This window comes from Pseudomonas jinjuensis (assembly GCF_900103845.1).
Classification (GTDB): Bacteria; Pseudomonadota; Gammaproteobacteria; order Pseudomonadales; family Pseudomonadaceae; genus Pseudomonas; species Pseudomonas jinjuensis.
This window is the reverse complement of the sequence record NZ_FNIJ01000014.1, coordinates 158179-179504: the sequence shown is the minus strand read 5'-3', so window position 1 is coordinate 179504 and position 21326 is coordinate 158179. Positions and strand designations below refer to the sequence as shown.

Genomic DNA, 21326 nt, shown 5'->3' with positions numbered 1-21326 from the left:
TCCTACAGGGTTCGGCGTGCTCCTTGTTGGAACCATGTCTATATGCTGGCGGGTTGCACCCGCCCTACGTTCGGGCGAACAGCATCACCTTCAACGCACTGTCCGCGCTGACGTCGGCGAACTCCGGCGGGTTCTCCAGGCGCTCGACGAACGCCAGCTCCGGCGCCTCGGCGGCCATGCCGTCGATGAGGAAATCCGGGGCGACGCCCGGGTCGTTCACGCAGGCCAGCACCCTGCCCCGCTCGCTGAGCAGCTCCGGCAGGCGGCGGAGGATCTTCCGGTAGTCCTGGGTCAGCGCGAAGCTGCCCTTCTGGAACGACGGCGGGTCGACGATCACCAGGTCGTAGGGACCGGACTTCCTGACCTTGCCCCAGGACTTGAACAACTCGTGGCCGAGAAAGCTCACCCGCTCCAGGTCGTGGCCGTTCAGCCGGTGGTTTTCCCGGCCGCGGGTCAGCGCGGCGCGGGCCATGTCAAGGTTGACCACGTGCTCGGCGCCGCCAGCGATGGCGGCGACGGAGAAGCCGCAGGTATAGGCGAACAGGTTCAGCACCCGGCCACCACGCGCATGCTCGCGGACCCAGCGACGGCCGTAGCGCATGTCGAGGAACAGGCCGCTGTTCTGCTTGCGCCCCAGGTCCAGCAGGAAACGCAGGCCGTCCTCGCTGATCACGCACTGGTCGATCGGCTCGCCGAGCAGGTACTCGGTCGTGCTGTCCGGCAGATAACGGTGCTGGAGCAGAAGCGAATGCGCGCCGCTGCCCTGCCAGGCCGGCGTTTCGCCCAGCGCACGGAGCATGGCCTGCAGCGCAGCCAGTTCACCGGCCGCGGGTTCCCTGAACAGCGACACCAGCAACACGCCCTGCAGCCAGTCGGCGGTCAGGTGCTCCAGCCCCTCCCAGCGCCGCCCGCGGCCATGGAACAGGCGGCGGGCTTCGACGGGCGGGGCTTCGAGGGCAGAAATGAGGTGCTGCTGGAGAATGGCGAGGGCTTGCGGGTTCATGGCGGACTGTCACTGGAACGAAGCGCGCCATTCTACCCGCACTGCGGACGATCAGTTGCCCTGGTAGGCGCGCTGCAGCGCCTGCAGGTCCAGCTTCTTCATGCCGAGGAGCGCCGCCATGGTGCGCTGGGACTTTTCCGGATCGCCGTCGGCGACCATCGTGCCGAGCGCCGCCGGCACTATCTGCCAGGACAGACCGAAGCGGTCCTTCAGCCAACCGCACTGCTGCGCGGCCGGGTCGCCGCCGGCGGAAAGCCGGTCCCAGTAATGATCGATTTCCGCCTGGGTCTCGCAGTTCACCTGCAGCGAGACGGCCTCGTTGAAGCTGAACACCGGCCCGCCGTTCAGCGCGGTGAAGGCCACGCCGTCCAGCTCGAAGTCGACGGTCATCACCGAGCCCGGCGGCCTGCCGTGGAGTTCGCGGCCCACCTCGCCATAGTGGCTGACGCGCCGCACGCGGGAGTTGGGAAAGATGCCGATGTAGAACCCGACCGCCTGTTCGGCCTGGTCGTCGAACCACAGGCAGGCGCTGATTCGCTGGACGGACATTGTCGCTTCTCCACTGAAGGCCATGGCCCGACAAGTCTAGGCCGGACGTCGCCGACCGCCGGAAAGATCGGACGAACCAGCCACAAGCGCGGCGGGTCTATCGCCATAGGCATGCCGCAGGGGCCGGCTGATGACTCCGTTCGACTGGCAACGAATCCTTCTCGACCAGTTTCCGCCGCTGTTCCTCGGCGAGGTGCTGCTGCGCGTGGCGTTCGCCTTCCTGGTGGTGTTCGCCTTCCTGAAGATGTCCGGCCGGCGCGGCGTGCGGCAGATTTCCCTGTTCGAGATCCTGGCCATCCTCACCCTCGGCTCGGCGGCCGGCGACGTGGTGCTCTACGAGGACGTCCCGCTGCTGGTGGTGCTGGTGGCGGTCGCCGGCCTGCTGCTGCTCTACCGCCTGACCACCTGGCTGATGGAGCGCCACGCGCCGTTCGGCGCCTGGCTGGAAGGCGAGCCGGTGGTGATCATCCGCGACGGGCTGTACGACACCGGGGCACTGGAGCGGCACAACATCTCCGCCGACGAATTCTTCATGGAGCTGCGCAGCCACAACGTCGAGCATCTCGGCCAGGTGCGCCTGGGCATTCTCGAAGTGAACGGCGACGTCAGCCTGTATTTCTTCAGCGAAGACCAGTTGCGCCCCGGCCTCTCGGTGCTGCCCCGCGAACTGCGGCCGTGCCACGTCGAAGTTCAGGAAAGCGGCCTCTACGCCTGCGAATACTGCGGCCTGCCGCAGCAGCTCGAAGCCGGGCGCCACAACTGCTCGCGCTGCGGCAACGCGCGCTGGTCGAAGGCGCTGCAGCAGCCGTATCGGCCCTCTTCCGCCCGCGCTCTTCCATGAACGATGAGATTCCAGCCGGTTTGCCGGCCGACCTGCGCTACGTCGACGACCGCACGCCCGGCATCCGCCGGCGCAAGCTGCGCGGGCGTTTCGTCTACTTCCAGCCGAGCGGCGAACGCATCCGCGAAGCCGCGGAAATCACCCGCATCGACCAGTTGGCGATCCCGCCGGCCTACCGCGAGGTATGGATCTGCATCGATCCCTGCGGCCACCTGCAGGCCACCGGCCGCGACGCCCGCGGGCGCAAGCAGTACCGCTACCATCCGCGCTGGATCGAGCTCCGCGACGCCGCCAAGTACGAGCGCCTGCTGCGTTTCGGCGAGGCGCTGCCGGGGCTGCGCGGGCGGATCGACGGCTATCTGGCGGAGCCGGGGCTGGGCCGGCAGAAGGTGATGGCGACTGTGGTAGCGCTGCTCGACAACACCCTGATCCGCATCGGCAACCGCCGCTACGCCCGGGACAACCGGTCGTTCGGCCTGACCACGCTGTGCAACCGGCACGTGGACGTGTCCGGCAGCACCATCCGCTTCGCCTTTCGCGGCAAGAGCGGCGTGAAGCACAGCGTCCGCATTTCCCACCCGCGGCTGGCGCGGATTCTCCGCCGCTGCCTGGAACTGCCCGGCCAGCAGCTGTTCCAGTACCTGGACGAACAGCGCCAGCGCCGCCCGCTCGGCTCCGGCGACATCAACGACTTCCTGCGCCAGCACGCCGGCGAGGATTTCACCGCCAAGGACTACCGCACCTGGGCCGGCAGCGCCCTGGCGCTGGAGCTTTGCCGCAAGCGGCGCTGCGCCGACGGCGCCACGGCCGGCCGGCAACTGGCGGAAATCGTCGGCCTGGTCGCCGCCGAACTGGGCAACACGCCGGCGATCTGCCGCAAGTGCTACATCCATCCGGCGATCATCGAGGCCTTTCTCGCCGGCGAACTGGCCGGCCTGCGCAAGGCGCGGCGGCGCAAGGGACTGAGCAGCGAGGAAGCGACCCTGCTGGCCTTCCTCCGTCAGCGCTGCCCGAAACGCTGAAGCTGCATCTCGCGCAGGCGGCTGAGAGTGCGGCGGAAGGGAAATTCCAGGTAGCCCCGGGTGTACAGCTCGTCCATCGGCACGGCGGCCTCGACGTACAGCGGCACCTTGCGGTCGTAGCATTCGTCGACCAGCGCGATGAAGCGGCGCACGCCGTCGTCGTGGGGCGACAGCTGCGGCAGTTCGCGGTCGCCGGCCACCACCCGCTCGACGCCATCCTCGGTGCCGCGGGCGATGCGCCCCTCGCGCTGGGCGGCGCTGAGGTTCGGCACCTCGCCGAGAAGAATGCTGCGGAAGCGGTCGCACAGCTCGATGAAGTCCGCCGCCGCCAGCGGCTGCTCGCAGAGGTCGGCGTAACGGCACCACAGTACATCGCTACTGCGCCGCACCACCTCGATGGAGCGATGCGCCAGCCGCAGCGGCTCGCTGCTGCCGGCCTCCGCCGAGAGTTCCCCGAACAGCGCCGGCAGCGCACTTGGCGCTCCGGCCTGCCGGACGAAATAGCGCTGCAGCGCGGCGCCGGGATGCAGGCGGTGATCCTGCCCGCCATCCACCGAAACCACCTGCATGTGTTGCTCGATGGCGGCGATGGCCGGCAGCAGGCGCTGGCGGTTGAAGCCGTCGGCATACAGCTGTTCCGGCGGCTGGTTGGAGGTGGCGACCATCACCACGTTCTGCTCGAACATCGCCTGCAGCAGGCCGCCGAGCAGCATGGCGTCGCCGATGTCGTTGACGAACAGCTCGTCGAAGCACAGCACCCGCACCTCTTCCGCCAGCTCGCGGGCCAGCGCGCGCAGCGGGTCGGCGGTGCCGGTGAGCTGGAACAGGCGGCGGTGCACCCATTGCATGAAGTGATGGAAGTGCTGGCGCCGGGCGGGCACCCGCAGGCTCTGGTGGAAGCGGTCCATCAGCCAGGTCTTGCCGCGCCCCACCGGTCCCCAGAGGTAGACGCCGGTCGTCTTTTCGCCACGGTGCAGCGCCAACTGGCACTGCTCCAGCAGCGTGGCGGCGTGCAGCTGCGCGGAATCGGGGGCGAAGCCGAGAACATCCACGGCATGCCGGTAGGCGGCCAGGGGCGAAAGATCGGTGAGGGCACTGGTCATCGAGCGCGGTAATCCATCTGCGGCTGCGGCCGCGGGTAAAAAACGCACAGCTTACCGGATACTCCGCCCGGCGTTGCTAAGCTGAATTTCCCAGGCCCGCAGGAGGACCCGCCATGACCCGCAAGATCGCACTCATCACCGGCGCCAGCCGCGGCCTCGGCCGCAACGCCGCGCTGCATCTGGCCGCCCAGGGCGTCGACATCATCGGCACCTACCGTAGCCAGGCCGACGAGGCCCGCGCCACCGCCGCGGAGATCGAGAAGCTCGGCGCCCGCGCCGCCATGCTGGCGCTGGACGTCGGCGACAGTTCGAGCTTCACCGACTTCGTCCATCAGGTGGCGTCGGTGCTCAACGACCGTTTCGGCTGCCCGGAATTCGACTTCCTGATCAACAACGCCGGCATCGGCATCAACGCGCCCTTCGCCGAAACCACCGAGGAGCAGTTCGACCAGCTCCTCGCCATTCACTTCAAGGGTCCGTTCTTCCTGACCCAGAAGCTGCTGCCGCTGATCGCCGACGGCGGCCGCATCCTCAACGTCTCCAGCGGCCTGGCGCGCTTCTCGCTGCCCGGCTTCGCCGCCTACGGCGCGATGAAGGGCGCCATGGAGGTGCTGACCCGCTACCAGGCCCAGGAACTCGGCCCGCGCGGCATCACGGTGAACGTGCTTGCACCCGGCGCCATCGAGACCGACTTCGGCGGCGGCGTGGTGCGCGACGATGCCGAGATGAACCGGCAGATCGCCTCGGGAACCGCCCTGGGGCGGGTGGGCGTGCCGGACGACGTCGGCGGCGCCATCGCCGCCCTGCTCGCCGACGGCACCCGCTGGATCAACGGCCAGCGCATCGAGGTGGCCGGGGGGATATTCCTCTGACGGGAGTTCCTCTCCCCCTTTGAGCATCGGCACCGGGATGCATTTCGTGCCAACCGGCGATCTCAGGCGCAGGAGCCAGCTTGCTGGCGAACGAAGCGCGGTGTGCGGCTGGATATCCCGTTCGCGAGCAAGCTCGCTCCTGCAGTGGGTTCTGCGCCGGGCATTCCAAACGAAAAAGCCACCCGAAGGTGGCTTTTTCCCAGCGATCGGGCTCAGAGCGCCTTGCCGGTCTTGTACAGGTTCTCGTAGCAGAAGTTGGTCGCCTCGATGTAACCCTCGGCGCTGCCGCAGTCGAAACGCTTGCCCTTGAACTTGTACGCCAGCACGCAGCCGTCCTGGGCCTGCTTCATCAGGGCGTCGGTGATCTGGATTTCACCGCCCTTGCCCGGCTCGGTCTGCTCGATCAGCTCGAAGATGTCCGGGGTCAGGATGTAGCGGCCGATGATCGCCAGGTTGGACGGCGCCTCTTCCGGCTTCGGCTTCTCGACCATCTTGTTCACGCGGAAGATGTCGTCGCGGATCATCTCGCCGGAGATCACGCCGTACTTGTTGGTCTCTTCCGGCGGCACTTCCTGGATGGCCACGATGGAGCAGCGGAACTGGTTGTACAGCTTGACCATCTGCTTGAGGACGCTGTCGCCTTCCAGGTTCAGGCAGAGGTCGTCCGCCAGGACCACGGCGAACGGCTCGTCGCCGATCAGCGGGCGGCCGGTGAGGATGGCGTGGCCCAGGCCCTTCATTTCGACCTGGCGGGTGTAGGAGAAGGTGCACTCGTCGATCAGGCGACGGATGCCGACCAGGTACTTCTCCTTGTCGGTGTTGCGAATCTGGGTTTCCAGCTCGTAGCTGATGTCGAAGTGGTCTTCCAGGGCGCGCTTGCCGCGACCGGTGACGATGCCGATTTCCGACAGGCCGGCCTCCAGGGCTTCTTCAACCGCATACTGGATCAGCGGCTTGTTGACCACCGGCAGCATTTCCTTGGGCATCGCCTTGGTGGCAGGGAGGAAGCGAGTGCCGTAGCCGGCGGCCGGGAACAGACATTTCTTGATCATGGGAGTCCTTCAGGTGGGACAGCTGTACGAGGTGCGCGAAGTCTAGTCAGGCGGAGTCCGCATTAGCAATGCCCGCGCCATCCTTTGGCCAGCGCGGGCCCTGGCATCAGACAAGCGAGTCCGCAGCCGGTTCTATCCATTTCCGCCGGAGTTCCCTCACTCTCCCGCCAGATGCCGGTGCAGGTTCCAGCGGACCACGCCCCAGATGGACAAATTGTCGCCCTCGGCGATGCGGATCGGCGGGTAGCGGTCGTTCGCCGCCAGCAGGGCGAAGGCGCCATCGAGGATGCCCAGGCGCCGCACCATCGGCTCGCCGTTCACCGCCGCGACCACCACTTCCCCGGCGCAGGCCAGCGCCGAGCGGTCCACCACCAGCAGGTCATCGTCGTGTATTCCCGCGCCTGTCATGCCGTCGCCATGTGCGCGGACTATGCACGTATGGGAGTTGTGCAGTTCCAGCAGCGCATCCAGGGAAACGCCGTCCTGCGGGCGTGGCTGGTCGGGCGCCGCCATCAGGGAATGCGCGTGGCGGGACAGGACGGCCGCGCCGGAGCCGGGCATGAAGCATGAGGTAGCGGTCATGATGGAATACCTGCACGAATACTGTATATTCATACAGATAACAGAAGAATCGGCAGCCGGCAAGCCACTCGCAGCCGGCCAACTGCAACCACTCGGCTGGAAGCGTTGTCCGGGCATTGCGCTGGGCTAACCTTACCGGGGCGAGGGCTATCAGCATGAATCCCGGAACATTCGTCACACTCCTCATCCTTGGCTGGCTGCTGCTGGCGGCCGTCACCCTGTGGGCCCTGCTTCGCGTGCACCGCCGCAAGGTGCGTCTGCACAAGGCCAGGACCGAGCCGCAACGCACTCCCGTCCCGCACTGATCTCGATGCAAGTTGCCGTGCATTTCGCGGCCGATCGTGCAAATTGCATGCTTCAGTCGCCCAAGCGAAACGGCAACCTGCTGATTTTCAACGTTTTCCCTTCCGTCCCGGTTTGGTATGGCTGCTGCAATGGAAAAGCATCAGCAATCCAACCGGAGAAACCCGATGCTCTCCAGCCAACTGCCAGTCACCGATTTCCTGACCCAGCAGTTCCACGAATTCCAGCTCCTGTTCGCACCGCGCCCCGACGGCCGACTGCTGGTCACCCTGAACGACGCGACGGGTGCCTGCGTCCTGTGCCGTGTCATCACTTCCGAGGAACAACGGAACCCGGAATTGCTGGAGGGCCTGGTGGAACGCATCCACAGGGATATCGCCACCCGCGAGGGACCGCTGCAGGACAGCGATGCCGAGCATTTCAAGAAGCACATCGAGCTGCAGAGTTTCCTCGAAGGCAATCCGCCCCTGCGCAAGCGGCGTATCGTCCGCGCGGGGGCGAAGCTGCGGGCCAGGGCCCAGGCGACCGCTGCCGCGGTCCAATGACCGGGCGGGCGGCTCAGGCGGCCCGCCCGTGGGCGGTTTCCGTCGTGGTCGGCAGTATCTGCAGGGTGCGCAGGTCGATCAGGGTGAAATGCCCGCGGCGGTCATCCAGCCAGCCGCCGGTATCGATATGGTGGACGTTGCCGAGGACCACCGGCGCCTGGATCGGCGTGTGCCCGACCACCACCGCCCTCACCCCGGCGACCACCCGCTCATCCGCCGTGTAGATGCGTTCCCGCGACCACTGGCAGATCATCTTCACCTGCTCGAACAGGCGCCTCGGCATGTCCGGGCTGGTCAGCGCCAGGCGCAGGTCGTCCCAGCTGCGCAGCGGACAGTCGGCGTGCACCAGCCCGACCAGTCCATCCGGGGTTTCCACCTCCAGGGCCAGTGGCAGCTCGGCAAGACGCAGGGCGATCCGGCGCTGCTCGCGCTCCGGCAGGTCGATGAACCACTGGCCGCCATTGGCTGCGTAGGTGGCCGCGTCGGCGCGTCCCTCCAGGGCATAGCGGATGGCGAAATCCTCGTGATTGCCCTGCACCGGGAAGAACCACGGCTGGTCCAGCCACTCCAGGGCCTCGCCCGATTCCGGGCCGCGATCCACCAGGTCGCCGACCGAGAACAGGCGATCGACGGCCGGATCGAAACCGGCCACTCCGAGGACGCCACGCAGCCGCGTGAAGTGGCCGTGGATATCGCCGACGGCGATATCGCGCCCCCTCCGGTTCGCCGGAAAATGCCCGAACCTGGCCATGCCGCCACCTCCCGCGATCCCACTCGCGCGGACCACACCTGACGGATCCATACTACGCCTGACGCCGCCCGCGGGTTCCCCGCTGCAAGACCGCGCGTCCCCCGGCGAGCGTCCGATGCAATTGGCTCACGAAACAGGAGAACCCGGATGCTCAGGCACTTGATACCCGTGTTCATGCTCGCCCTGGCGATCGCCCTCGGCGGTTCATCCTGCAATGACTACAGCGGTGGCAGTGGTGACGGCGGTGATGGTGGCAGCTCGCAGCAACGCCAGCCGATGGGTGGAGGCGGCGGTTACTGAATGACGTTCAGGAAAGAAAGAGCCCGGCGCAATGCCGGGCTCTTTCTTTCCGGCCCTCGGGGGAAGGTTCCTGCCCCGCAAGGTGGACTGCATGCCGGCAATCTGTTGAGCTAACCCCTGCGCCGGAAGCCCGGCACATGGACCCACCGACAACGAGAAGCCCCATGCCCTGCCCCATCAGCCGAGAAGACCACTGGATCGAAACACCCCATGGCCGCATGTTCGCCCGTCGCTGGCGGCCGGACGCCGATGTGGCCGGCCATGAGCCCATCGTGCTGTTCCACGACTCCCTGGGCTGCGTGGAGTTGTGGCGGGATTTTCCCGAACAGCTCGCGGCTGCGACCCAGCGTGACGTGATCGCCTACGACCGGCTCGGCTTCGGCCATTCCGATCGCTATTCGGGCGGGTGGTCGGCGGACTTCATCCGCGCCGAGGCGGAACGCTTCTTCCCGCTGCTGCGCGAGCAGCTGGACATCGCCAGCTTCATCGCCTTCGGCCACAGCGTCGGCGGCGCCATGGCGGCGACCTGCGCAGCGCTGTATCCGCAGGCGTGCCGGGCGCTGGTCACCGAGTCGGCGCAGGCGTTCGTGGAGGACCGGACGCTGGACGGCATCCGCCAGGCCCGCGACGAGTTCGCCCAGCCGGGGCAGATGGCGCGCCTGGAGAAGTACCACGGCGACAAGGCCGGCTGGGTGCTGGCGGCCTGGACGGAAACCTGGCTGTCCGGGGAGTTCGCCGACTGGACGCTGGAGCGCATGGTGCCGGCCGTGGATTGCCCGCTGCTGGTGATCCACGGCGCCGAGGACGAATACGGCTCGCTGGTGCACCCGCAACGCATCGCCGCGCTGGCGGCAGGCCGTCGCGAATCGCTGATCCTGCAGGATTGCCACCACGTTCCGCATCGCGAGATGGCGGAGCGGGTGCTGGAGGCGGTGACGCGATTCATTGGTGCGTGATCCACCATGTTGGCGCAGGCACGCGGCAACGGTGGATGAAAAAAGCCTCATCCACCCTACGAAACTGGGCGCGACCGGTCGCGGGCATGGCCCGCTCCTACGGTTTGGCGGAGACCTCTCCCCGCTCAGATCCACTGATCGTTGCGCTTGCGCTTCACCCGCAGCATGGTCGGCAGGATCAGGCCGAGGAACAGCCCGGCGCCGGCGATGCTGCCGCCGTAGACCATGTAGCGCATCAGCACATGCTTGTTCTCGTCGCCCAGCTGCGCCTGCACTTCGCGCAGTTCGGAGCGGGCCTCGTTCAGCTCGCTGTCCAGCGCCTTGCGCGCCGCCTGCAGTTCGTCGATCAGTGCCTTGCGCGAGTCCAGCGTCTCCTGCATGCCCTGCACACGGGTCTTCCAGCTGTCGTTGATGCCTTCCAGTTCGCTGGTCAGCTCCGCCACCTTCCTTTCCAGCTCCGGCAGGCGCTCGGCCTTGCCGGGGACTTCCTGCAGGTCGCGGGTCGGAATCCACACGGTCTTGCCGCTCTCGCTGCGCACCTGGCTGTAGTCGCCCTGGCTGCCGAGCAATTCCAGCTTCTGCCCCGAGGCCAGCGTGCCGACGATGCGGTGCCCGTCGGTCGGGCCGCTGCGCACGTAGGTGGTCAGGCTGTCGCTCACCCAGCGCACGTTGCCGGCGGCCTCCTCGGCCTGCGCCGGGACTCCGGCCATCAGCAGGCCGCCCAACAGGCAGGCCGCGAGGGCTCGGGGCTGGAGCGGAGAAACACAGGCGGGGAAACGAAGGGATAAGGACATGGCGATCTTCACATGGCAATGGAACGAGACCCGCGTCACGGGCGCGATTGACGCCGGCCAGGCGAAGACAGGAGCGCGATCGGAGCGGTCCGTGCCGGAGGGCCGACCGCTGACAGACAGCGGTTGGCCCGTTGGAGTTCACTGCGGGCAAGCGGAACGGGACGGATGGTGCCCGGGCGAAGCCTCGGCCGGCACTACCACCAGCCGCAGCCGGGAAGCCGCTTCCGCGTGCAGATGCAGCGTGTTGCGCGCCACCCGCTTGTGCTGGGCCTGCCCGGGCGCCTCGCCGCTGTTGGGATTGACGTCGAAGCGGGGGAAATTGCTGCTGGATATCTCCAGGCGCAGGCGATGGCCCTTGCGGAACAGGTTACAGGTGGCGAACGGCTCGATCGTCACCCGGAAGCGCTGGTGCGGAACAATGGCCGTGGGCTCGCTCCAGCCGTTGCGGTAGCGGCAGCGGAAGATCCCATCGGTGAGGTTCATGGCGTAGCCCTCGGGGTAGTCCTCGCTGGGCGGATAGACATCCAGCAGCTTGGCGGTGAAGTCCGTGTCAGGGCAGCCGCTCTCCACCCACAGCTCGACCGTGACCGGCCCGGCCACCAGGAGATCGTGTTCCAGCGGCGGCGTGCTGAAGCTGAGCACATCGGGCCGCTCGTTCAGGGGACGCCCCGTACCGCGGGTGCCGAAGAAGCCTGGCGCATCCACCTGGTCGAAGGCCCCGCCGGCAAACACCGGCGCGCCCGAGGTCAACGCCCCACCGATGGTCGGCACGGGATCGTCCGGATCGAAGCGATAGCCAAGGGTGGCCCCGTCAGCGGCCGGCGGTTCCTCGTGCAACTCGCCGGCGGCCGTCAGATAGAGCTCCAGTGGCCGACTGCCGGGCAGCGGCCAGCTCTCGGCGCCGATCCATTTCCCGCCATGGTCCAGCCGGTTCTCCGCGGTTCGCCGGCCGCTGCCGCCGCCCATCAGGAACACCTGCACTGGCGCCGCCAGCCCTGCGCCCGGGCGCCCGGCGAGATGCGTCTCGAACCAGTCGATGCGGCAGGCCAGCCAGTCCCCGGCGATATTGCCGTCGAAGTTCGCCGCCGGGCCGAACTCGACGTTGCCGCTGTGACTGATGTTGCGGTCACCGTGCAGCCAAGGCCCCATCACCAGGCAGTGGCGGCTCTCGTGCACGGCGCTGAGACCGAGGTAGTTGTCCAGCGTGGAGCTGACGTAAGCGTCGTACCAGCTGGACATGAACAGGATCGGCATGTCCGGGATCCGCGAGTAGAAGCCCTTGGCATAGATGCCCAACTGCTGCCAGTAATCGTCGAAGTCGCCGCGCTCCCACTGTTCGAACAGGTAGTCCTCGTACTCGGGAACCTGCCGCAGCGGCGAGTCGCCGCGGCGCCAGGGCATGCGCGCGAACCAGGCGCGGATGTCCTCGGCCTCCAGCGCCGCGCGCAGCGCCGGGTCGGCCTTGGCTGCCGGGCTTTCCTTGGCCTGCTTGAACGCCCAGGTGGCCTGCTTCAGCTCGAACGCCCCGCCCTGGCGGATGCCGCACTGGTAGGCGTCGGCGAAGCCCCCGGAGTCCAGCACCATGGTGCACAGCCCGGGTGGGGCGAGGCAGGCCATCGCCAACTGGGTATGGGCCGCATAGGACAGCCCCATGCTGCCTACCCGGCCATCGCACCAGGGCTGCTCGACGATCCAGGCCAGGCTGTCGTAGCCGTCCGCCCCCTCGTTGACGTACTTGATGAAGTGCCCTTCCGAGCCATGCCGCCCGCGACAATCCTGGAACACGGCGGCGAAACCCCTTTCGGTGAGCTTCAGCGCCATGTCCTCGCGCGACAGGTGGCGGCCGTCCAGGCGCCTTTCCGAGCGCGAGGGCTTGCTCTTGTCGTACGGCGTGCGCTCGATCACCACCGGCCAGGGGCCTGCGCCAACGGCGGGCAAATAGATGTCGGTGGCCAGGCGCACGCCGTCGCGCATCCTGACCATGCGGTCCTTGAGTATCTGCATGGGTAACGCTCGAAGTCGGTGGAACGGGCTCAGTAGCCGATGGATACGGCGATGCTGAGCAGGACGAGGGCGATCACGAGGAAGACCAGGAACAGCGGCAGCACGAAGCGCGCCCATTGCCCCCAGCCGACCTGGGCGGTGGCGAGCAGGACCAGCAGGCCGCTGGAGGTCGGCGTGATCAGGTTGGTCAGGCCGTTGCCAAGCAGGAATGCATAGACGGTGCTCTGCGCGCTGACCCCGGACAGCTGGCCGAGGGGACCGAAGATCGGCATGGTCACGGCCGCCTGCCCCGAGGTGGAAGGGATCAGCACGTCCAGGCCGAGCTGGGCGAAGAACATGCCGTAGGCGGAAACCAGCGGACCGTGGTCGCCCATCAGCGAGGACAAGCCCTGGACGATGCTGTCGAGAACCTGCCCGGTGCTGAGGATGATTTCCACCGCCGTCGCCAGGCCGATCAGCACGCCGGCCATCAGCACCTTCTTCATGCCGTCGACGAAGGCCGCCGCGGCGTCACTCGGCGCCAGTCGCGCGAGGCCGGCGAATGCCACGCTGAGGGCGAGGTAGTAGGCCGACAGTTCCGGGTATTTCCAGTGCCAGCGGTTGGAGGCATACACCAGGAAGCCGATGCCGACCGCCAGCGCCAGCAGGATCGAACCGTGGCGCAGGCCCAGCGGCGCGGCCTGGAAGTCGAACTGGGCGCTGCCGCTGAAGCCCAGCCTGCGGATGCTGTAGAGGACGAAGGCGATGGACACCAGCAGGAACACCAGGTAGGTCGCCACGCGCATGGAAAGCCCGCTGAACACCGGCAGGCCGACCAGCGGCTGGGCGACGCCGAGCACCACCGGATTGGAGATCGAGCCGAGATAGCCGACCTTCACCGAGATCGCGACTATGGCCAGCCCGATGATGTTCGGCAGGCCCATGCGATTGGCCATGGCGACCATCAGCGGAACGATGAGGATGTATTCCTTGGCGAGCCCCATGAAGGTGCTGCCGGCGGAGAACATCAGCATCAGACAGGGCACCAGGACGTAGAGGTTGCCCCGCGTCATGCCGAGCAATCGCTCCAGGCCCAGTTCGATGGTGCCGACCTTGTTCAGCACGCCGAACATGCCGCCGATGAACAGCACCATGAAGATCAGTCCGGCGCGCTTCTCGATGCCCTGGGGAATCGCCATGAACGCCTCGCCCAGGGACACCGGACGGGTCGCCGCATCGTCCTTGCTGCGTGGTTCGAACGACCACAGCTGGCTGATGGAACTGTCCTTCTCCAGGGTGGCGAAGGAACCGGGAACCACCGCGATGCCGTCGCGGCGGAAGGTGCCGGAATCGACCACGTAGGTCAGGAAGACGGCCAGCAGCACGATCACCAGCAGGATGATCGCCGGGTTGACCGGAGTGCTCTTCCGGGAACCGGTGGAATCCTGCGCTGTGCTGGCGGGTGTCGGGTCACCCAGGTGTTGATGGACGGTTGGCATGTTCAGCCCTCGAGTTGTTTTTATGGTCTGCCGGTAAAGCGGAGCGAACACTAGAACAACGCCGGAGAGCCCCACAATCTTATGCGCGAAGCGGGTAAGGCTATGCGCCGAGCGCCTCGCACAGGTGCTCGGCGAAGTTGCGGCTGACCAGCGAGGGCGGCACGTCGCTGCGCAAGACCAGGCCGAAGGAGTAGGACAGCAGCGGCCGGAAGGGCCGCGTGACGATGGGCAGGTGGGAGAAGTCGCTGGCCAGCAGGCTGTTGATGATCGACAGCCCGATGCCTTCGGCGACGAAGCTGCAGGCGGCCCCGACCGAATGCACCTCGACCCGCACCTGCGGCGCGAAGCCGGCGCGGCGCAACGTCAGTTCCAGCTCATGGCGCAGGTTGCGCTGCCGCCCCAGGAGCACCAGTGGCTGGCCACGCAGGTCGGCGGCATGGATCTCGTCCTTCGCGCACAGCGGGTGCCCCTCGGGCAGCACGCAGACACCCTCCGCCTCCAGCAGCGGAATCACCTCGAAGCCCTGCAGCTCGGTGGGCAGGCGCACGAAGGCGAAATCCACGTCGCGATCCAGCACGGCGCGTTCGAGCGTGTCGTAGCCGCCGCTGAGCAGCTCGATCACCACGTCGGGATGCTCCCGCAGGAAGCTCGCGACGATGGGCGGCAGGCGGTGCTGGGCCATGCTGTTGGGCACGCCGACCTTGAGCAGGGTCCGCTGTGAGCTGCCGTGGCGCAGGTCGTCGGCCAGGCGCTGGACCCGCTGCAGGCGGTCCACCAGGTCGCTCACCGCGGGGAGGAAGGCTTCCGCCTCCGGGGTCACCATCAGCCGCCCCTTGCGGCGCAGGAACATGGCGAAGCCCAGGTGCTCCTCCAGTTGCCCGAGCAGCCGGCTGACCGCCGACTGCGACAGGCCCAGGCGCGTCGCTGCGCCGATGGTCGAGCCGGTTTCCATGATGGCCAGGAAGGCCTCCAACTGCTTCAGATTCACCGCTCGCTCCTCTCTCGGTTGGCGACTGCGACGCGCCGGACGCATAGCCCAATGCGCATCGCTCATATCGTTGTGGCGCCCGTTCGGGGCCGTTAGTGTCTGCCGCGAATCGCGACCGCGTCCAGCGGGTTGCCCTGTGCGGCAGCCTCATCCCACGGGTCCGGTTCCCGCTTTCCCGCTGCCACAACAACACAAGAGCCAGCAGAGGAGTCATTCATGCGAGCGTTCACCACCACCGGCGTCATGGCCTACCTCGGCCTGGCCGGATGCGCCCTTCCTTCCGGCCTTGAGGCGGCCGGTTTCGTCGAGGACGCCCAGGGTCGCCTGACCCTGCGCAACTACTACTTCAATGACGGCTACCGCGACGGCGGCGACGACCGTCGGGAGTGGGCGCAAGGCTTCCTGCTCGACCTGCAGTCCGGTTTCACCCGGGGCCGCCTCGGGCTGGGCCTCGATGCCTTGGGCCTGTCCGGCGTACGCCTCGATTCCGGGCGTGGACGCGAAGGCACCGGCCTGCTGCCGGTGCACGACGACGGCCGCGCGGCGAAGGAATTCGGCAGCCTGGGGATCACCGCCAAGGCTCGTTTCGACGACCTGCTGGTCAAGTCCGGTACCCTGCTGCCGAAGATTCCCGTGCTGGTCTACAACGACGGCCGCCTGCTGCCGCAGACCTTCCGCGGCACCCAGGTGGAGTACCGCGGCTTCGACCGGCTGTACCTGCACGCCGGCCACCTCAACCAGTTCAAGGCACGTAACTCCACCGACAGCGTCGACATCTTTCCCCAGGGCTACACGGGCAACGAAGGGACCGATTTCGACTTCGCCGGGGCGACCTTCACACCGAGCAAGCAACTCAGTTTCACCAGCTACTACGGCGAAATGCGCGAGTTCTATCGCCAGCAGTTCTTCGGCATGGTGCATCGCCAGCCGCTGGAAATCGGCTCCCTGACCAGCGACCTGCGCTACTTCATGAGCAGCGATGCCGGCGCCGCGCGCAACGGCGAGGTCGATGCGGACATGTTCAGCGGCCTGTTCACCTACACCCTCGGCGGCCACGCCATCGGCCTCGGCTACCAGAAGCTCTGGGGCGACACCGCCCTGCCCTATGCCAGCGGCAGCACCCTCTACTCGTTCAGCAACGCGTCGGTGAGCAAGTTCATCCAGGCCGAGGAGCAGACCTGGATGCTGCGCTACGACTACGACTTCGCCGCCCAGGGCATCCCCGGCCTGAGCCTGATGGTCCGCTACTACAAGGGCGACCACGGCGTGTACAAGGACCAGGCGGCCAGGGAGCACGAAACCAACACCAACCTCAAGTACGTGGTCCAGGGCGGTCCGCTCAGGGGACTGGGCACGGAACTGCGCCACTCGGTTTCGCGCTCCACCTATGCCGCCGACCGCGACAACTACCGGCTCTACTTCAGCTACACATTCGCCCTCTGGTAGTTCTCTCCCCTGCTTCATCCCTCCTTTTTATTTCCACAGCCCCGCGGTTTCACCTGAAGCCCGGCTCCCCCGCGCGTCCGTTCGCGGGGGCGCCGGGCCGTCATGCCCTCCAGGCGGCCAGGCAGGTGGAGATCATTTCCAGAAGAGCCGCCCTGCCGAAACTGCCCTCGTGCCCCGCGTGGACGACCCGGACCGGCAGCTCGCGCAGGCGCTCCAGGGACCTGACGTAGTCGTCCAGGCAGGCGCCCGGGATGTCCGCCAGCAGCTCCCCGTCGTAGATCACGTCGCCGGAGAACAGCGTGCCCGTGGCCTCCTCGAACAGGGCGATGCTCCCCGGCGAGTGGCCGGGCAGGTGCAGCACCTCGAAGTGGCGGTCGCCCAGGTCGAGCACGTCGTGGTCGCGCAGGAAGCCGGTCGGCGGCGCCGGCTGCAGGGTCCAGGCAGCCGGATCGAAACCGGCATGGGGCAGCGCATCGATGATCAGCCGTTCGGGCCCGAGGTCCGGCATGTACAGCGCCAGCCAGTGATCCTCGTCGAGCACCAGCCGGTCATGCGGGTTGGGCTGGGCGAATGCCGCCGACTCGGCCGCATGGCACAGCCGGCAGTCGAACTCGTGCAGGCCGCCCATGTGATCCAGATGGCTGTGGGTGGCGACCGCCGTGACGGGCTTCTGCAGCAGGTCCCGGGCAGCCTGGCGCAGGCTGCCGACACCCATGCCGGTGTCGACGAACAGGTCCCGCTCCCTCCCGGACACGTGCCAGATGTTGCAGCGCAGCATCGGATGCACGTGGGGCTCCCAGAGCAGGGTGATGCCATCGGAGAAGGTCCGTCTGTCGAACCAGTGGTCGGCGACCTTGAGCGTCATGGCATCAGTCCCCGCTCACCTTCGTCCTGAAGCTGGCCCAGGTGCGGGTCCGCTCGCGCAACGTCTTCCTCGGCAGCGGCTCCTCGCCGAACAGCGTCCTGCGCACCTCTTCCGGCGGGAACAGGATCGGGCTCTCGCGCAGTTCCTTCGTCACCTTGCCGGCCGACGCCAGGTTGGTATTGGCGTAGTAGATGCTGTTGGTCAGCTCCGCCATCGACTCGGCGCTGGTGAGGAACTCGATGAGGTCCCTGGCTTCCCGGGGATGCGGCGCATCGACGGGAATCGCCAGGGTATCGACCCAGACCAGGGTGCCTTCCCTGGGAATCCGGTAGTCGATGGTGAAGTTCTTGCCCGCTGCCTGTGCCTGGTTGCGCGCAGCGACGGCATCGCCGTTGTAGGTCAGGGCGAGACAGATATTGCCGTTCGCCAGGTCGCTGGCCTGCTTGCCGAAGGCGATGTAGCGCAGGTTGGGGCGCAGCTGGGCGAGCAGTTTCCGGACTTCCGCGAGGTCGTCCGGATTCTTGCTGTAGGCGTCCTTGCCCAGGTAGTGCAGCGCGATGCTGAGCACTTCCTGCGGCGAATCGACGATGGCGATGCCGCAGTCCTTCAGCCTGCTGGCGTATTCCGGCTTGAACAGCAGGTCGAAGCTGTCCAGCGGCGCATCCGGGATGCGCTTCTCGACCGCCTCCCGGTTGAACGCCAGGCCCGTCGTGCCCCAGGCGTAGGGCACGGCATGGGCGTTGCCGGGGTCGACCGCCGCGAGCTGGGAGAGCAGTTGCGGGTCGTAGTCGCCGACCTGCGCATAGCTCTGCATGCCCGATGGCTGCAACGCTTTCGCGTGGATCAGCCGGTCGAGCATGGCGATGCCGGGGATGACCACGTCGTAGCCGCTGCCTCCGGTCAGCATTTTCGCTTCGAGCATGTCGGCGCTGTCGAAGGTGTCGTACTGCACCTTGATGCCGGTCTGCTTCTCGAAGCGCGCCAGGGTTTCCGGGGCGATGTAGTCGGCCCAGCCGTACAGGCTCACCGTGCGCTGGGCGTCGGCCGCATGGAGCGTGCCGGCGGCCAGCAGCAGCGCCGAACCGAGGATGGGGAGCAGGGAAGAAAGGGAGCTTTTCATCGGCGAACAAGCCTCTTGTTGGATTGGCCAGACGATTGTTGGCCCCCTGCCCGCATCAAACAATCTATATAATTTTAGCCAACTCCGTTTAGTAAAACTAAATAGATACCATGAACCTTCCTCCCCTGAACGCCTTCCGGGTCTTCGAAACGGTAGCCCGCCTCGGGCATGTCGGTGCCGCGGCCGCGGAATTGCACGTCACGCCGGGCGCGGTCAGCCAGCAGATCAGATCCTTGCAGTCCAGCCTCGGCGTGGAACTCTTCACCCGACAGGGGCGCCACCTGGTCCTGACCCAGGCCGGGCTGACGCTGCACGGCGCGGTGGCCAGGGGGATGCGGGAGATCGGCGAAGGCGTCCGCCAGGTCGTCAGCGAACTGCAGCAGGCCGCCCCGCCGCTGCTGCTGACGATATCCACCGAGCCGGTGTTCGGCGCCTCCTGGCTGTTGCCCAGGCTCTTCGCCTTCCGCGCCGAGCATCCGCACATCCGCCTGCGCGTCATTTCCGCGGCCAAGGCTGCGGAGGTGGACTGGAAGAAGGCCGACATCGCGCTGCTCTACGACGCGCCGCCGTGGGACGGGCTCTGGTGGCGTCCGCTGCGCAGCCTGCACATGTTCCCGGTCTGCTGCCCGCAATTGCTGCACGGGCCGAACGGACTGCGGCAGCCAGCCGACCTAGTGCACCACCGCCTGCTGCACGAGGACGACGGCACGCTCTGGCGCCGCTGGCTGGTGGAAGCCCGGGTGCCCTACCCCGGCGATGCGGACGTGCATATCGAGAGCTTCGGCATCGCCCTGCAGGCCGCCCGCGACGGTTACGGCGTGGCGCTCAGCGACGAGTTCAATTCCTACCGCGACCTGGAGGAAGGACGCCTGGTGCGGCCATTCGCGCTCAAGGTGCCCGCGGGGCTGGACTACTACTGCCTGAGCCTGGAGGAAAGGCGCAATGTGCCCGAGGTGGCGCAGCTGATCGACTGGCTCATGGACCAGGCCGCCCGGGACCTCTTCGGCGCCTGAGTCCTAGCCACCCGCCAGTTCGCACAGGTACTGCCAGGGATAGATACCGCGGTCGTGCCCGTCGCTGAACACCGGTTGCACGCCGTAGCCCTGCGGCTGGATCGCCCGCAGGCGCACTTCCGGGGCGCGGGCATGGCCCGCTTCTACACCGGGCGCTGCGATGTGCCTGTAGGAGCAACTGTCTCGGTATCGTCGAGGGGGAATCTGTTCGCGAGCAAGCTCGCTCCTACAGGTCGACGCCGGCCCATGTAGGAGCCAGCTTGCTGGCGATCGATCATGCCCGCCGGCAATGTGGTGCCGGATGACGTCTCGGTTCGCCAGCAAGCTGGCTCCTATTGAAGAGCGATGCCGCGCTGGTCGATCCGCGTTCAGATGCAGGGCGAATGAAGCGGAACGCTTCATCCGCCGATGAGGCTTACCGGGACGAAGCCGCTGTCTCAGGCGACCACGGGGATCAGCGGGTCCGCGGCAGCCAGGGCTGCGTCGCGGTCGGCGGCCGGCGGATAGATCCAGACGGTGTTGATCTCGGTCTTGATCTTCTTGGCCTCCTCGCGGAGGAAGCGGATCTGGCGGTCCCAGCCTTCGGTGAACAGCGCGCCCCAGGCACCGAGGTCCAGGCAGGTGACGTACTTGGGCTGGCTGTAGGGAATCGGCTCGACGCCCAGCAGGCTGGCCGCCGCGTTGTTGCCGGCCGAACGACCAAGGCCGATCGCGTGCTGGCAGGTCATCAGGGCGTAGTTACCCGCGTCGTCCACCGCGGCGTAGGCCACGTCGCCGGTGGCGAACACGTCGTCCTGGCCGATCACCTTGAGATTACGGTCCACGTGCAGGCGTCCCTGGGCGTTGCGCTCGGCCGGAATCTGCTCGGTCAGCGAGTTGGCCTGCACGCCGGCGGTCCAGACCACGGTGCTGGCTTCGATGCGCTGGCCATCGGACAGGGTGACGCCGTCGGCGTCGATCGACGCCACCGAACTGTCGAGGCGCCATTCCACGCCCAGCTCGACGGATGCCTCGGCGATCAGCGAGCGCGGGCCGTCGCCCAGCGCGGCGCCGATTTCACTGCCGCGGTCGACGATGATGACGTTCACCTCGGCATCCGCGCCCAGTACTTCGCGCAGGCGGGCCGGCATTTCGGCAGCGGTCTCGATGCCGGTGAAGCCGCCGCCGGCGACCACCACGGTATTGCGGGCGCGCGATGGTGGAAGCTGGCCGAGCGAGCGGATGTGCGTTTCCAGGCGCACGGCCTGGTCGATGTCGTCGACATCGAAGGCGTGCTCGATGCCGGCCAGGCGCGGACGGGCCACCTTGCTGCCGCTGGCCAGGACCAGGCGGTCGTATTCCAGGGTCGCGGCAGCGCCCTCGGCATCACGGTACCCGACGGTATTGCTCGCCACGTCGATCCGCTCGGCCGTGCCCCTGATGAACTTCACGCCGACCACCTCGAAGAGCTTGTCGAGCGGCGCGGTCATGCGGTGCACGTTCGGCTCGTAGAAGCGCGGACGGATGCGCAGTTCGGCCTGGGGCGCGAGGACCACGATTTCGGTGCTGCGGTCGCCGTGCCTGTCCAGCAGGCGCGCGGCGCTCAGGGCGCTCCACATGCCAGCGAATCCGGTGCCGATGATCAGGATGCGTTGCTTCATTGGGTTCTCCGCGAGGAAAGGTTGTGCATTGGGTCGAGCGCCTGACGTCGGAGTCGGGAAGTCTTACAGCTGCTCAATAACTACGACTATATTTGTCGT

23 protein-coding genes are annotated in these 21326 nt (G+C 67.2%); 9 read left to right on the top strand and 14 right to left on the bottom strand.

Annotated elements, in window-relative coordinates; translation table 11 throughout:
* Window positions 1-64 precede the first annotated feature (64 nt).
* Window positions 65-1003: a class I SAM-dependent methyltransferase gene (locus BLR75_RS19625; protein WP_084312390.1), complete on the bottom strand. Its 939-nt coding sequence runs from the start codon at window positions 1001-1003 to the stop codon at window positions 65-67.
* Window positions 1004-1054: 51 nt separating this feature from the next.
* Window positions 1055-1552 (bottom strand): VOC family protein, encoded by a 498-nt coding sequence (locus tag BLR75_RS19620; RefSeq protein WP_084312389.1) that lies wholly within the window; start codon window positions 1550-1552, stop codon window positions 1055-1057.
* A gap of 130 nt (window positions 1553-1682) precedes the next feature.
* Between BLR75_RS19620 and BLR75_RS19615 the strand changes: the two genes are divergently transcribed.
* Window positions 1683-2393, top strand: a complete 711-nt coding sequence (locus BLR75_RS19615) for a DUF421 domain-containing protein (protein ID WP_084312387.1) — start codon at window positions 1683-1685, stop codon at window positions 2391-2393.
* On the top strand, window positions 2390-3415 hold the full coding sequence (locus BLR75_RS19610; protein ID WP_084312385.1) for a DNA topoisomerase IB: 1026 nt from the start codon (window positions 2390-2392) through the stop codon (window positions 3413-3415). The genes BLR75_RS19615 and BLR75_RS19610 overlap by 4 nt, the downstream gene beginning before the upstream one ends.
* On the opposite strand, the gene zapE is transcribed toward BLR75_RS19610, so the two are convergent.
* Window positions 3394-4518 carry a cell division protein ZapE gene (gene zapE, locus BLR75_RS19605; protein WP_084312383.1) on the bottom strand — a complete coding sequence of 375 codons (1125 nt, stop codon included), beginning with the start codon at window positions 4516-4518 and terminating at the stop codon, window positions 3394-3396. The genes BLR75_RS19610 and zapE overlap by 22 nt on opposite strands.
* A gap of 113 nt (window positions 4519-4631) precedes the next feature.
* On the opposite strand from zapE, the gene BLR75_RS19600 reads away from it, so the two are divergent.
* Window positions 4632-5390 (top strand): SDR family NAD(P)-dependent oxidoreductase, encoded by a 759-nt coding sequence (locus BLR75_RS19600; protein WP_084312381.1) that lies wholly within the window; start codon window positions 4632-4634, stop codon window positions 5388-5390.
* Between the two features lie 212 nt (window positions 5391-5602).
* Here BLR75_RS19600 and galU read toward each other — a convergent pair whose 3' ends face one another.
* Both galU and BLR75_RS19590 read right to left on the bottom strand, forming a co-directional pair.
* Window positions 5603-6442: a UTP--glucose-1-phosphate uridylyltransferase GalU gene (gene galU / locus BLR75_RS19595; RefSeq protein WP_084312380.1), complete on the bottom strand. Its 840-nt coding sequence runs from the start codon at window positions 6440-6442 to the stop codon at window positions 5603-5605.
* A 156-nt stretch (window positions 6443-6598) separates the two neighbouring features.
* Entirely contained in the window at window positions 6599-7024 is a 426-nt protein-coding gene (locus tag BLR75_RS19590) for a LexA family protein (RefSeq protein ID WP_169720260.1), read from the bottom strand.
* A gap of 155 nt (window positions 7025-7179) precedes the next feature.
* Here BLR75_RS19590 and BLR75_RS26805 point away from each other — a divergent pair, with 155 nt between their 5' ends.
* Entirely contained in the window at window positions 7180-7329 is a 150-nt protein-coding gene (locus BLR75_RS26805; protein WP_169720259.1) for a hypothetical protein, read from the top strand.
* Between the two features lie 165 nt (window positions 7330-7494).
* A complete protein-coding gene (locus BLR75_RS19580) occupies window positions 7495-7872 on the top strand; it encodes a DUF3509 domain-containing protein (protein WP_169720258.1) in 378 nt (125 codons plus the stop codon).
* Between the two features lie 13 nt (window positions 7873-7885).
* Here the strand turns inward: BLR75_RS19580 and BLR75_RS19575 are convergent, their stop codons facing one another.
* Window positions 7886-8623 carry a metallophosphoesterase gene (locus tag BLR75_RS19575; RefSeq protein WP_084312373.1) on the bottom strand — a complete coding sequence of 246 codons (738 nt, stop codon included), beginning with the start codon at window positions 8621-8623 and terminating at the stop codon, window positions 7886-7888.
* Window positions 8624-8770: 147 nt separating this feature from the next.
* Here BLR75_RS19575 and BLR75_RS26800 point away from each other — a divergent pair, with 147 nt between their 5' ends.
* Together BLR75_RS26800 and BLR75_RS19570 are read left to right on the top strand one after the other, a co-directional pair.
* Window positions 8771-8923 carry a hypothetical protein gene (locus tag BLR75_RS26800; RefSeq protein ID WP_169720257.1) on the top strand — a complete coding sequence of 51 codons (153 nt, stop codon included), beginning with the start codon at window positions 8771-8773 and terminating at the stop codon, window positions 8921-8923.
* A 164-nt stretch (window positions 8924-9087) separates the two neighbouring features.
* Window positions 9088-9879, top strand: coding sequence for an alpha/beta fold hydrolase (locus tag BLR75_RS19570; protein WP_084312371.1), 792 nt, complete (start codon window positions 9088-9090; stop codon window positions 9877-9879).
* Window positions 9880-10004: 125 nt separating this feature from the next.
* On the opposite strand, the gene BLR75_RS19565 is transcribed toward BLR75_RS19570, so the two are convergent.
* The 4 genes from BLR75_RS19565 to BLR75_RS19550 form a co-directional block, all read right to left on the bottom strand.
* Entirely contained in the window at window positions 10005-10673 is a 669-nt protein-coding gene (locus BLR75_RS19565; protein WP_084312369.1) for a TIGR04211 family SH3 domain-containing protein, read from the bottom strand.
* A 138-nt stretch (window positions 10674-10811) separates the two neighbouring features.
* Window positions 10812-12677 (bottom strand): CocE/NonD family hydrolase, encoded by a 1866-nt coding sequence (locus tag BLR75_RS19560; protein ID WP_084312367.1) that lies wholly within the window; start codon window positions 12675-12677, stop codon window positions 10812-10814.
* A 29-nt stretch (window positions 12678-12706) separates the two neighbouring features.
* Window positions 12707-14161, bottom strand: coding sequence for a YfcC family protein (locus tag BLR75_RS19555; RefSeq protein ID WP_371858128.1), 1455 nt, complete (start codon window positions 14159-14161; stop codon window positions 12707-12709).
* A gap of 94 nt (window positions 14162-14255) precedes the next feature.
* Complete coding sequence (locus BLR75_RS19550) at window positions 14256-15143, bottom strand: LysR family transcriptional regulator (RefSeq protein WP_084312365.1); 888 nt, start codon at window positions 15141-15143, stop codon at window positions 14256-14258.
* Between the two features lie 216 nt (window positions 15144-15359).
* Between BLR75_RS19550 and BLR75_RS19545 the strand changes: the two genes are divergently transcribed.
* Window positions 15360-16589, top strand: coding sequence for an OprD family outer membrane porin (locus tag BLR75_RS19545; RefSeq protein ID WP_084312363.1), 1230 nt, complete (start codon window positions 15360-15362; stop codon window positions 16587-16589).
* A gap of 100 nt (window positions 16590-16689) precedes the next feature.
* Here the strand turns inward: BLR75_RS19545 and BLR75_RS19540 are convergent, their stop codons facing one another.
* Together BLR75_RS19540 and BLR75_RS19535 are read right to left on the bottom strand one after the other, a co-directional pair.
* The gene (locus BLR75_RS19540) at window positions 16690-17454 is read right to left on the bottom strand and encodes an MBL fold metallo-hydrolase (protein WP_084312361.1); all 765 of its coding nucleotides are present in this window, start codon (window positions 17452-17454) and stop codon (window positions 16690-16692) included.
* A 4-nt stretch (window positions 17455-17458) separates the two neighbouring features.
* Entirely contained in the window at window positions 17459-18574 is a 1116-nt protein-coding gene (locus BLR75_RS19535; protein WP_084312359.1) for an extracellular solute-binding protein, read from the bottom strand.
* 110 nt (window positions 18575-18684) lie between these two features.
* Here BLR75_RS19535 and BLR75_RS19530 point away from each other — a divergent pair, with 110 nt between their 5' ends.
* On the top strand, window positions 18685-19587 hold the full coding sequence (locus tag BLR75_RS19530; RefSeq protein ID WP_084312357.1) for a LysR substrate-binding domain-containing protein: 903 nt from the start codon (window positions 18685-18687) through the stop codon (window positions 19585-19587).
* Window positions 19588-19590: 3 nt separating this feature from the next.
* Here BLR75_RS19530 and BLR75_RS27110 read toward each other — a convergent pair whose 3' ends face one another.
* Both BLR75_RS27110 and BLR75_RS19520 read right to left on the bottom strand, forming a co-directional pair.
* Window positions 19591-19989, bottom strand: a complete 399-nt coding sequence (locus BLR75_RS27110) for a gamma-butyrobetaine hydroxylase-like domain-containing protein (protein ID WP_245726175.1) — start codon at window positions 19987-19989, stop codon at window positions 19591-19593.
* A 35-nt stretch (window positions 19990-20024) separates the two neighbouring features.
* The gene (locus tag BLR75_RS19520; RefSeq protein ID WP_084312355.1) at window positions 20025-21227 is read right to left on the bottom strand and encodes an NAD(P)/FAD-dependent oxidoreductase; all 1203 of its coding nucleotides are present in this window, start codon (window positions 21225-21227) and stop codon (window positions 20025-20027) included.
* Between the last annotated feature and the right edge of the window lie 99 nt (window positions 21228-21326).

Excerpts from the sequence above, each read along its gene's own strand:
- BLR75_RS19625 (WP_084312390.1), bottom strand. The coding sequence starts at position 1,003 with ATGAACCCGCAAGCCCTCGCCATTCTCCAGCAGCACCTCATTTCTGCC.
- BLR75_RS19620 (WP_084312389.1), bottom strand. The coding sequence starts at position 1,552 with ATGTCCGTCCAGCGAATCAGCGCCTGCCTGTGGTTCGACGACCAGGCC.
- BLR75_RS19615 (WP_084312387.1), top strand. The coding sequence starts at position 1,683 with ATGACTCCGTTCGACTGGCAACGAATCCTTCTCGACCAGTTTCCGCCG.
- BLR75_RS19610 (WP_084312385.1), top strand. The coding sequence starts at position 2,390 with ATGAACGATGAGATTCCAGCCGGTTTGCCGGCCGACCTGCGCTACGTC.
- zapE (WP_084312383.1), bottom strand. The coding sequence starts at position 4,518 with ATGACCAGTGCCCTCACCGATCTTTCGCCCCTGGCCGCCTACCGGCAT.
- BLR75_RS19600 (WP_084312381.1), top strand. The coding sequence starts at position 4,632 with ATGACCCGCAAGATCGCACTCATCACCGGCGCCAGCCGCGGCCTCGGC.
- galU (WP_084312380.1), bottom strand. The coding sequence starts at position 6,442 with ATGATCAAGAAATGTCTGTTCCCGGCCGCCGGCTACGGCACTCGCTTC.
- BLR75_RS19590 (WP_169720260.1), bottom strand. The coding sequence starts at position 7,024 with ATGACCGCTACCTCATGCTTCATGCCCGGCTCCGGCGCGGCCGTCCTG.
- BLR75_RS26805 (WP_169720259.1), top strand. The coding sequence starts at position 7,180 with ATGAATCCCGGAACATTCGTCACACTCCTCATCCTTGGCTGGCTGCTG.
- BLR75_RS19580 (WP_169720258.1), top strand. The coding sequence starts at position 7,495 with ATGCTCTCCAGCCAACTGCCAGTCACCGATTTCCTGACCCAGCAGTTC.
- BLR75_RS19575 (WP_084312373.1), bottom strand. The coding sequence starts at position 8,623 with ATGGCCAGGTTCGGGCATTTTCCGGCGAACCGGAGGGGGCGCGATATC.
- BLR75_RS26800 (WP_169720257.1), top strand. The coding sequence starts at position 8,771 with ATGCTCAGGCACTTGATACCCGTGTTCATGCTCGCCCTGGCGATCGCC.
- BLR75_RS19570 (WP_084312371.1), top strand. The coding sequence starts at position 9,088 with ATGCCCTGCCCCATCAGCCGAGAAGACCACTGGATCGAAACACCCCAT.
- BLR75_RS19565 (WP_084312369.1), bottom strand. The coding sequence starts at position 10,673 with ATGTCCTTATCCCTTCGTTTCCCCGCCTGTGTTTCTCCGCTCCAGCCC.
- BLR75_RS19560 (WP_084312367.1), bottom strand. The coding sequence starts at position 12,677 with ATGCAGATACTCAAGGACCGCATGGTCAGGATGCGCGACGGCGTGCGC.
- BLR75_RS19545 (WP_084312363.1), top strand. The coding sequence starts at position 15,360 with ATGCGAGCGTTCACCACCACCGGCGTCATGGCCTACCTCGGCCTGGCC.
- BLR75_RS19540 (WP_084312361.1), bottom strand. The coding sequence starts at position 17,454 with ATGACGCTCAAGGTCGCCGACCACTGGTTCGACAGACGGACCTTCTCC.
- BLR75_RS19535 (WP_084312359.1), bottom strand. The coding sequence starts at position 18,574 with ATGAAAAGCTCCCTTTCTTCCCTGCTCCCCATCCTCGGTTCGGCGCTG.
- BLR75_RS19530 (WP_084312357.1), top strand. The coding sequence starts at position 18,685 with ATGAACCTTCCTCCCCTGAACGCCTTCCGGGTCTTCGAAACGGTAGCC.
- BLR75_RS27110 (WP_245726175.1), bottom strand. The coding sequence starts at position 19,989 with ATGAAGCGTTCCGCTTCATTCGCCCTGCATCTGAACGCGGATCGACCA.
- BLR75_RS19520 (WP_084312355.1), bottom strand. The coding sequence starts at position 21,227 with ATGAAGCAACGCATCCTGATCATCGGCACCGGATTCGCTGGCATGTGG.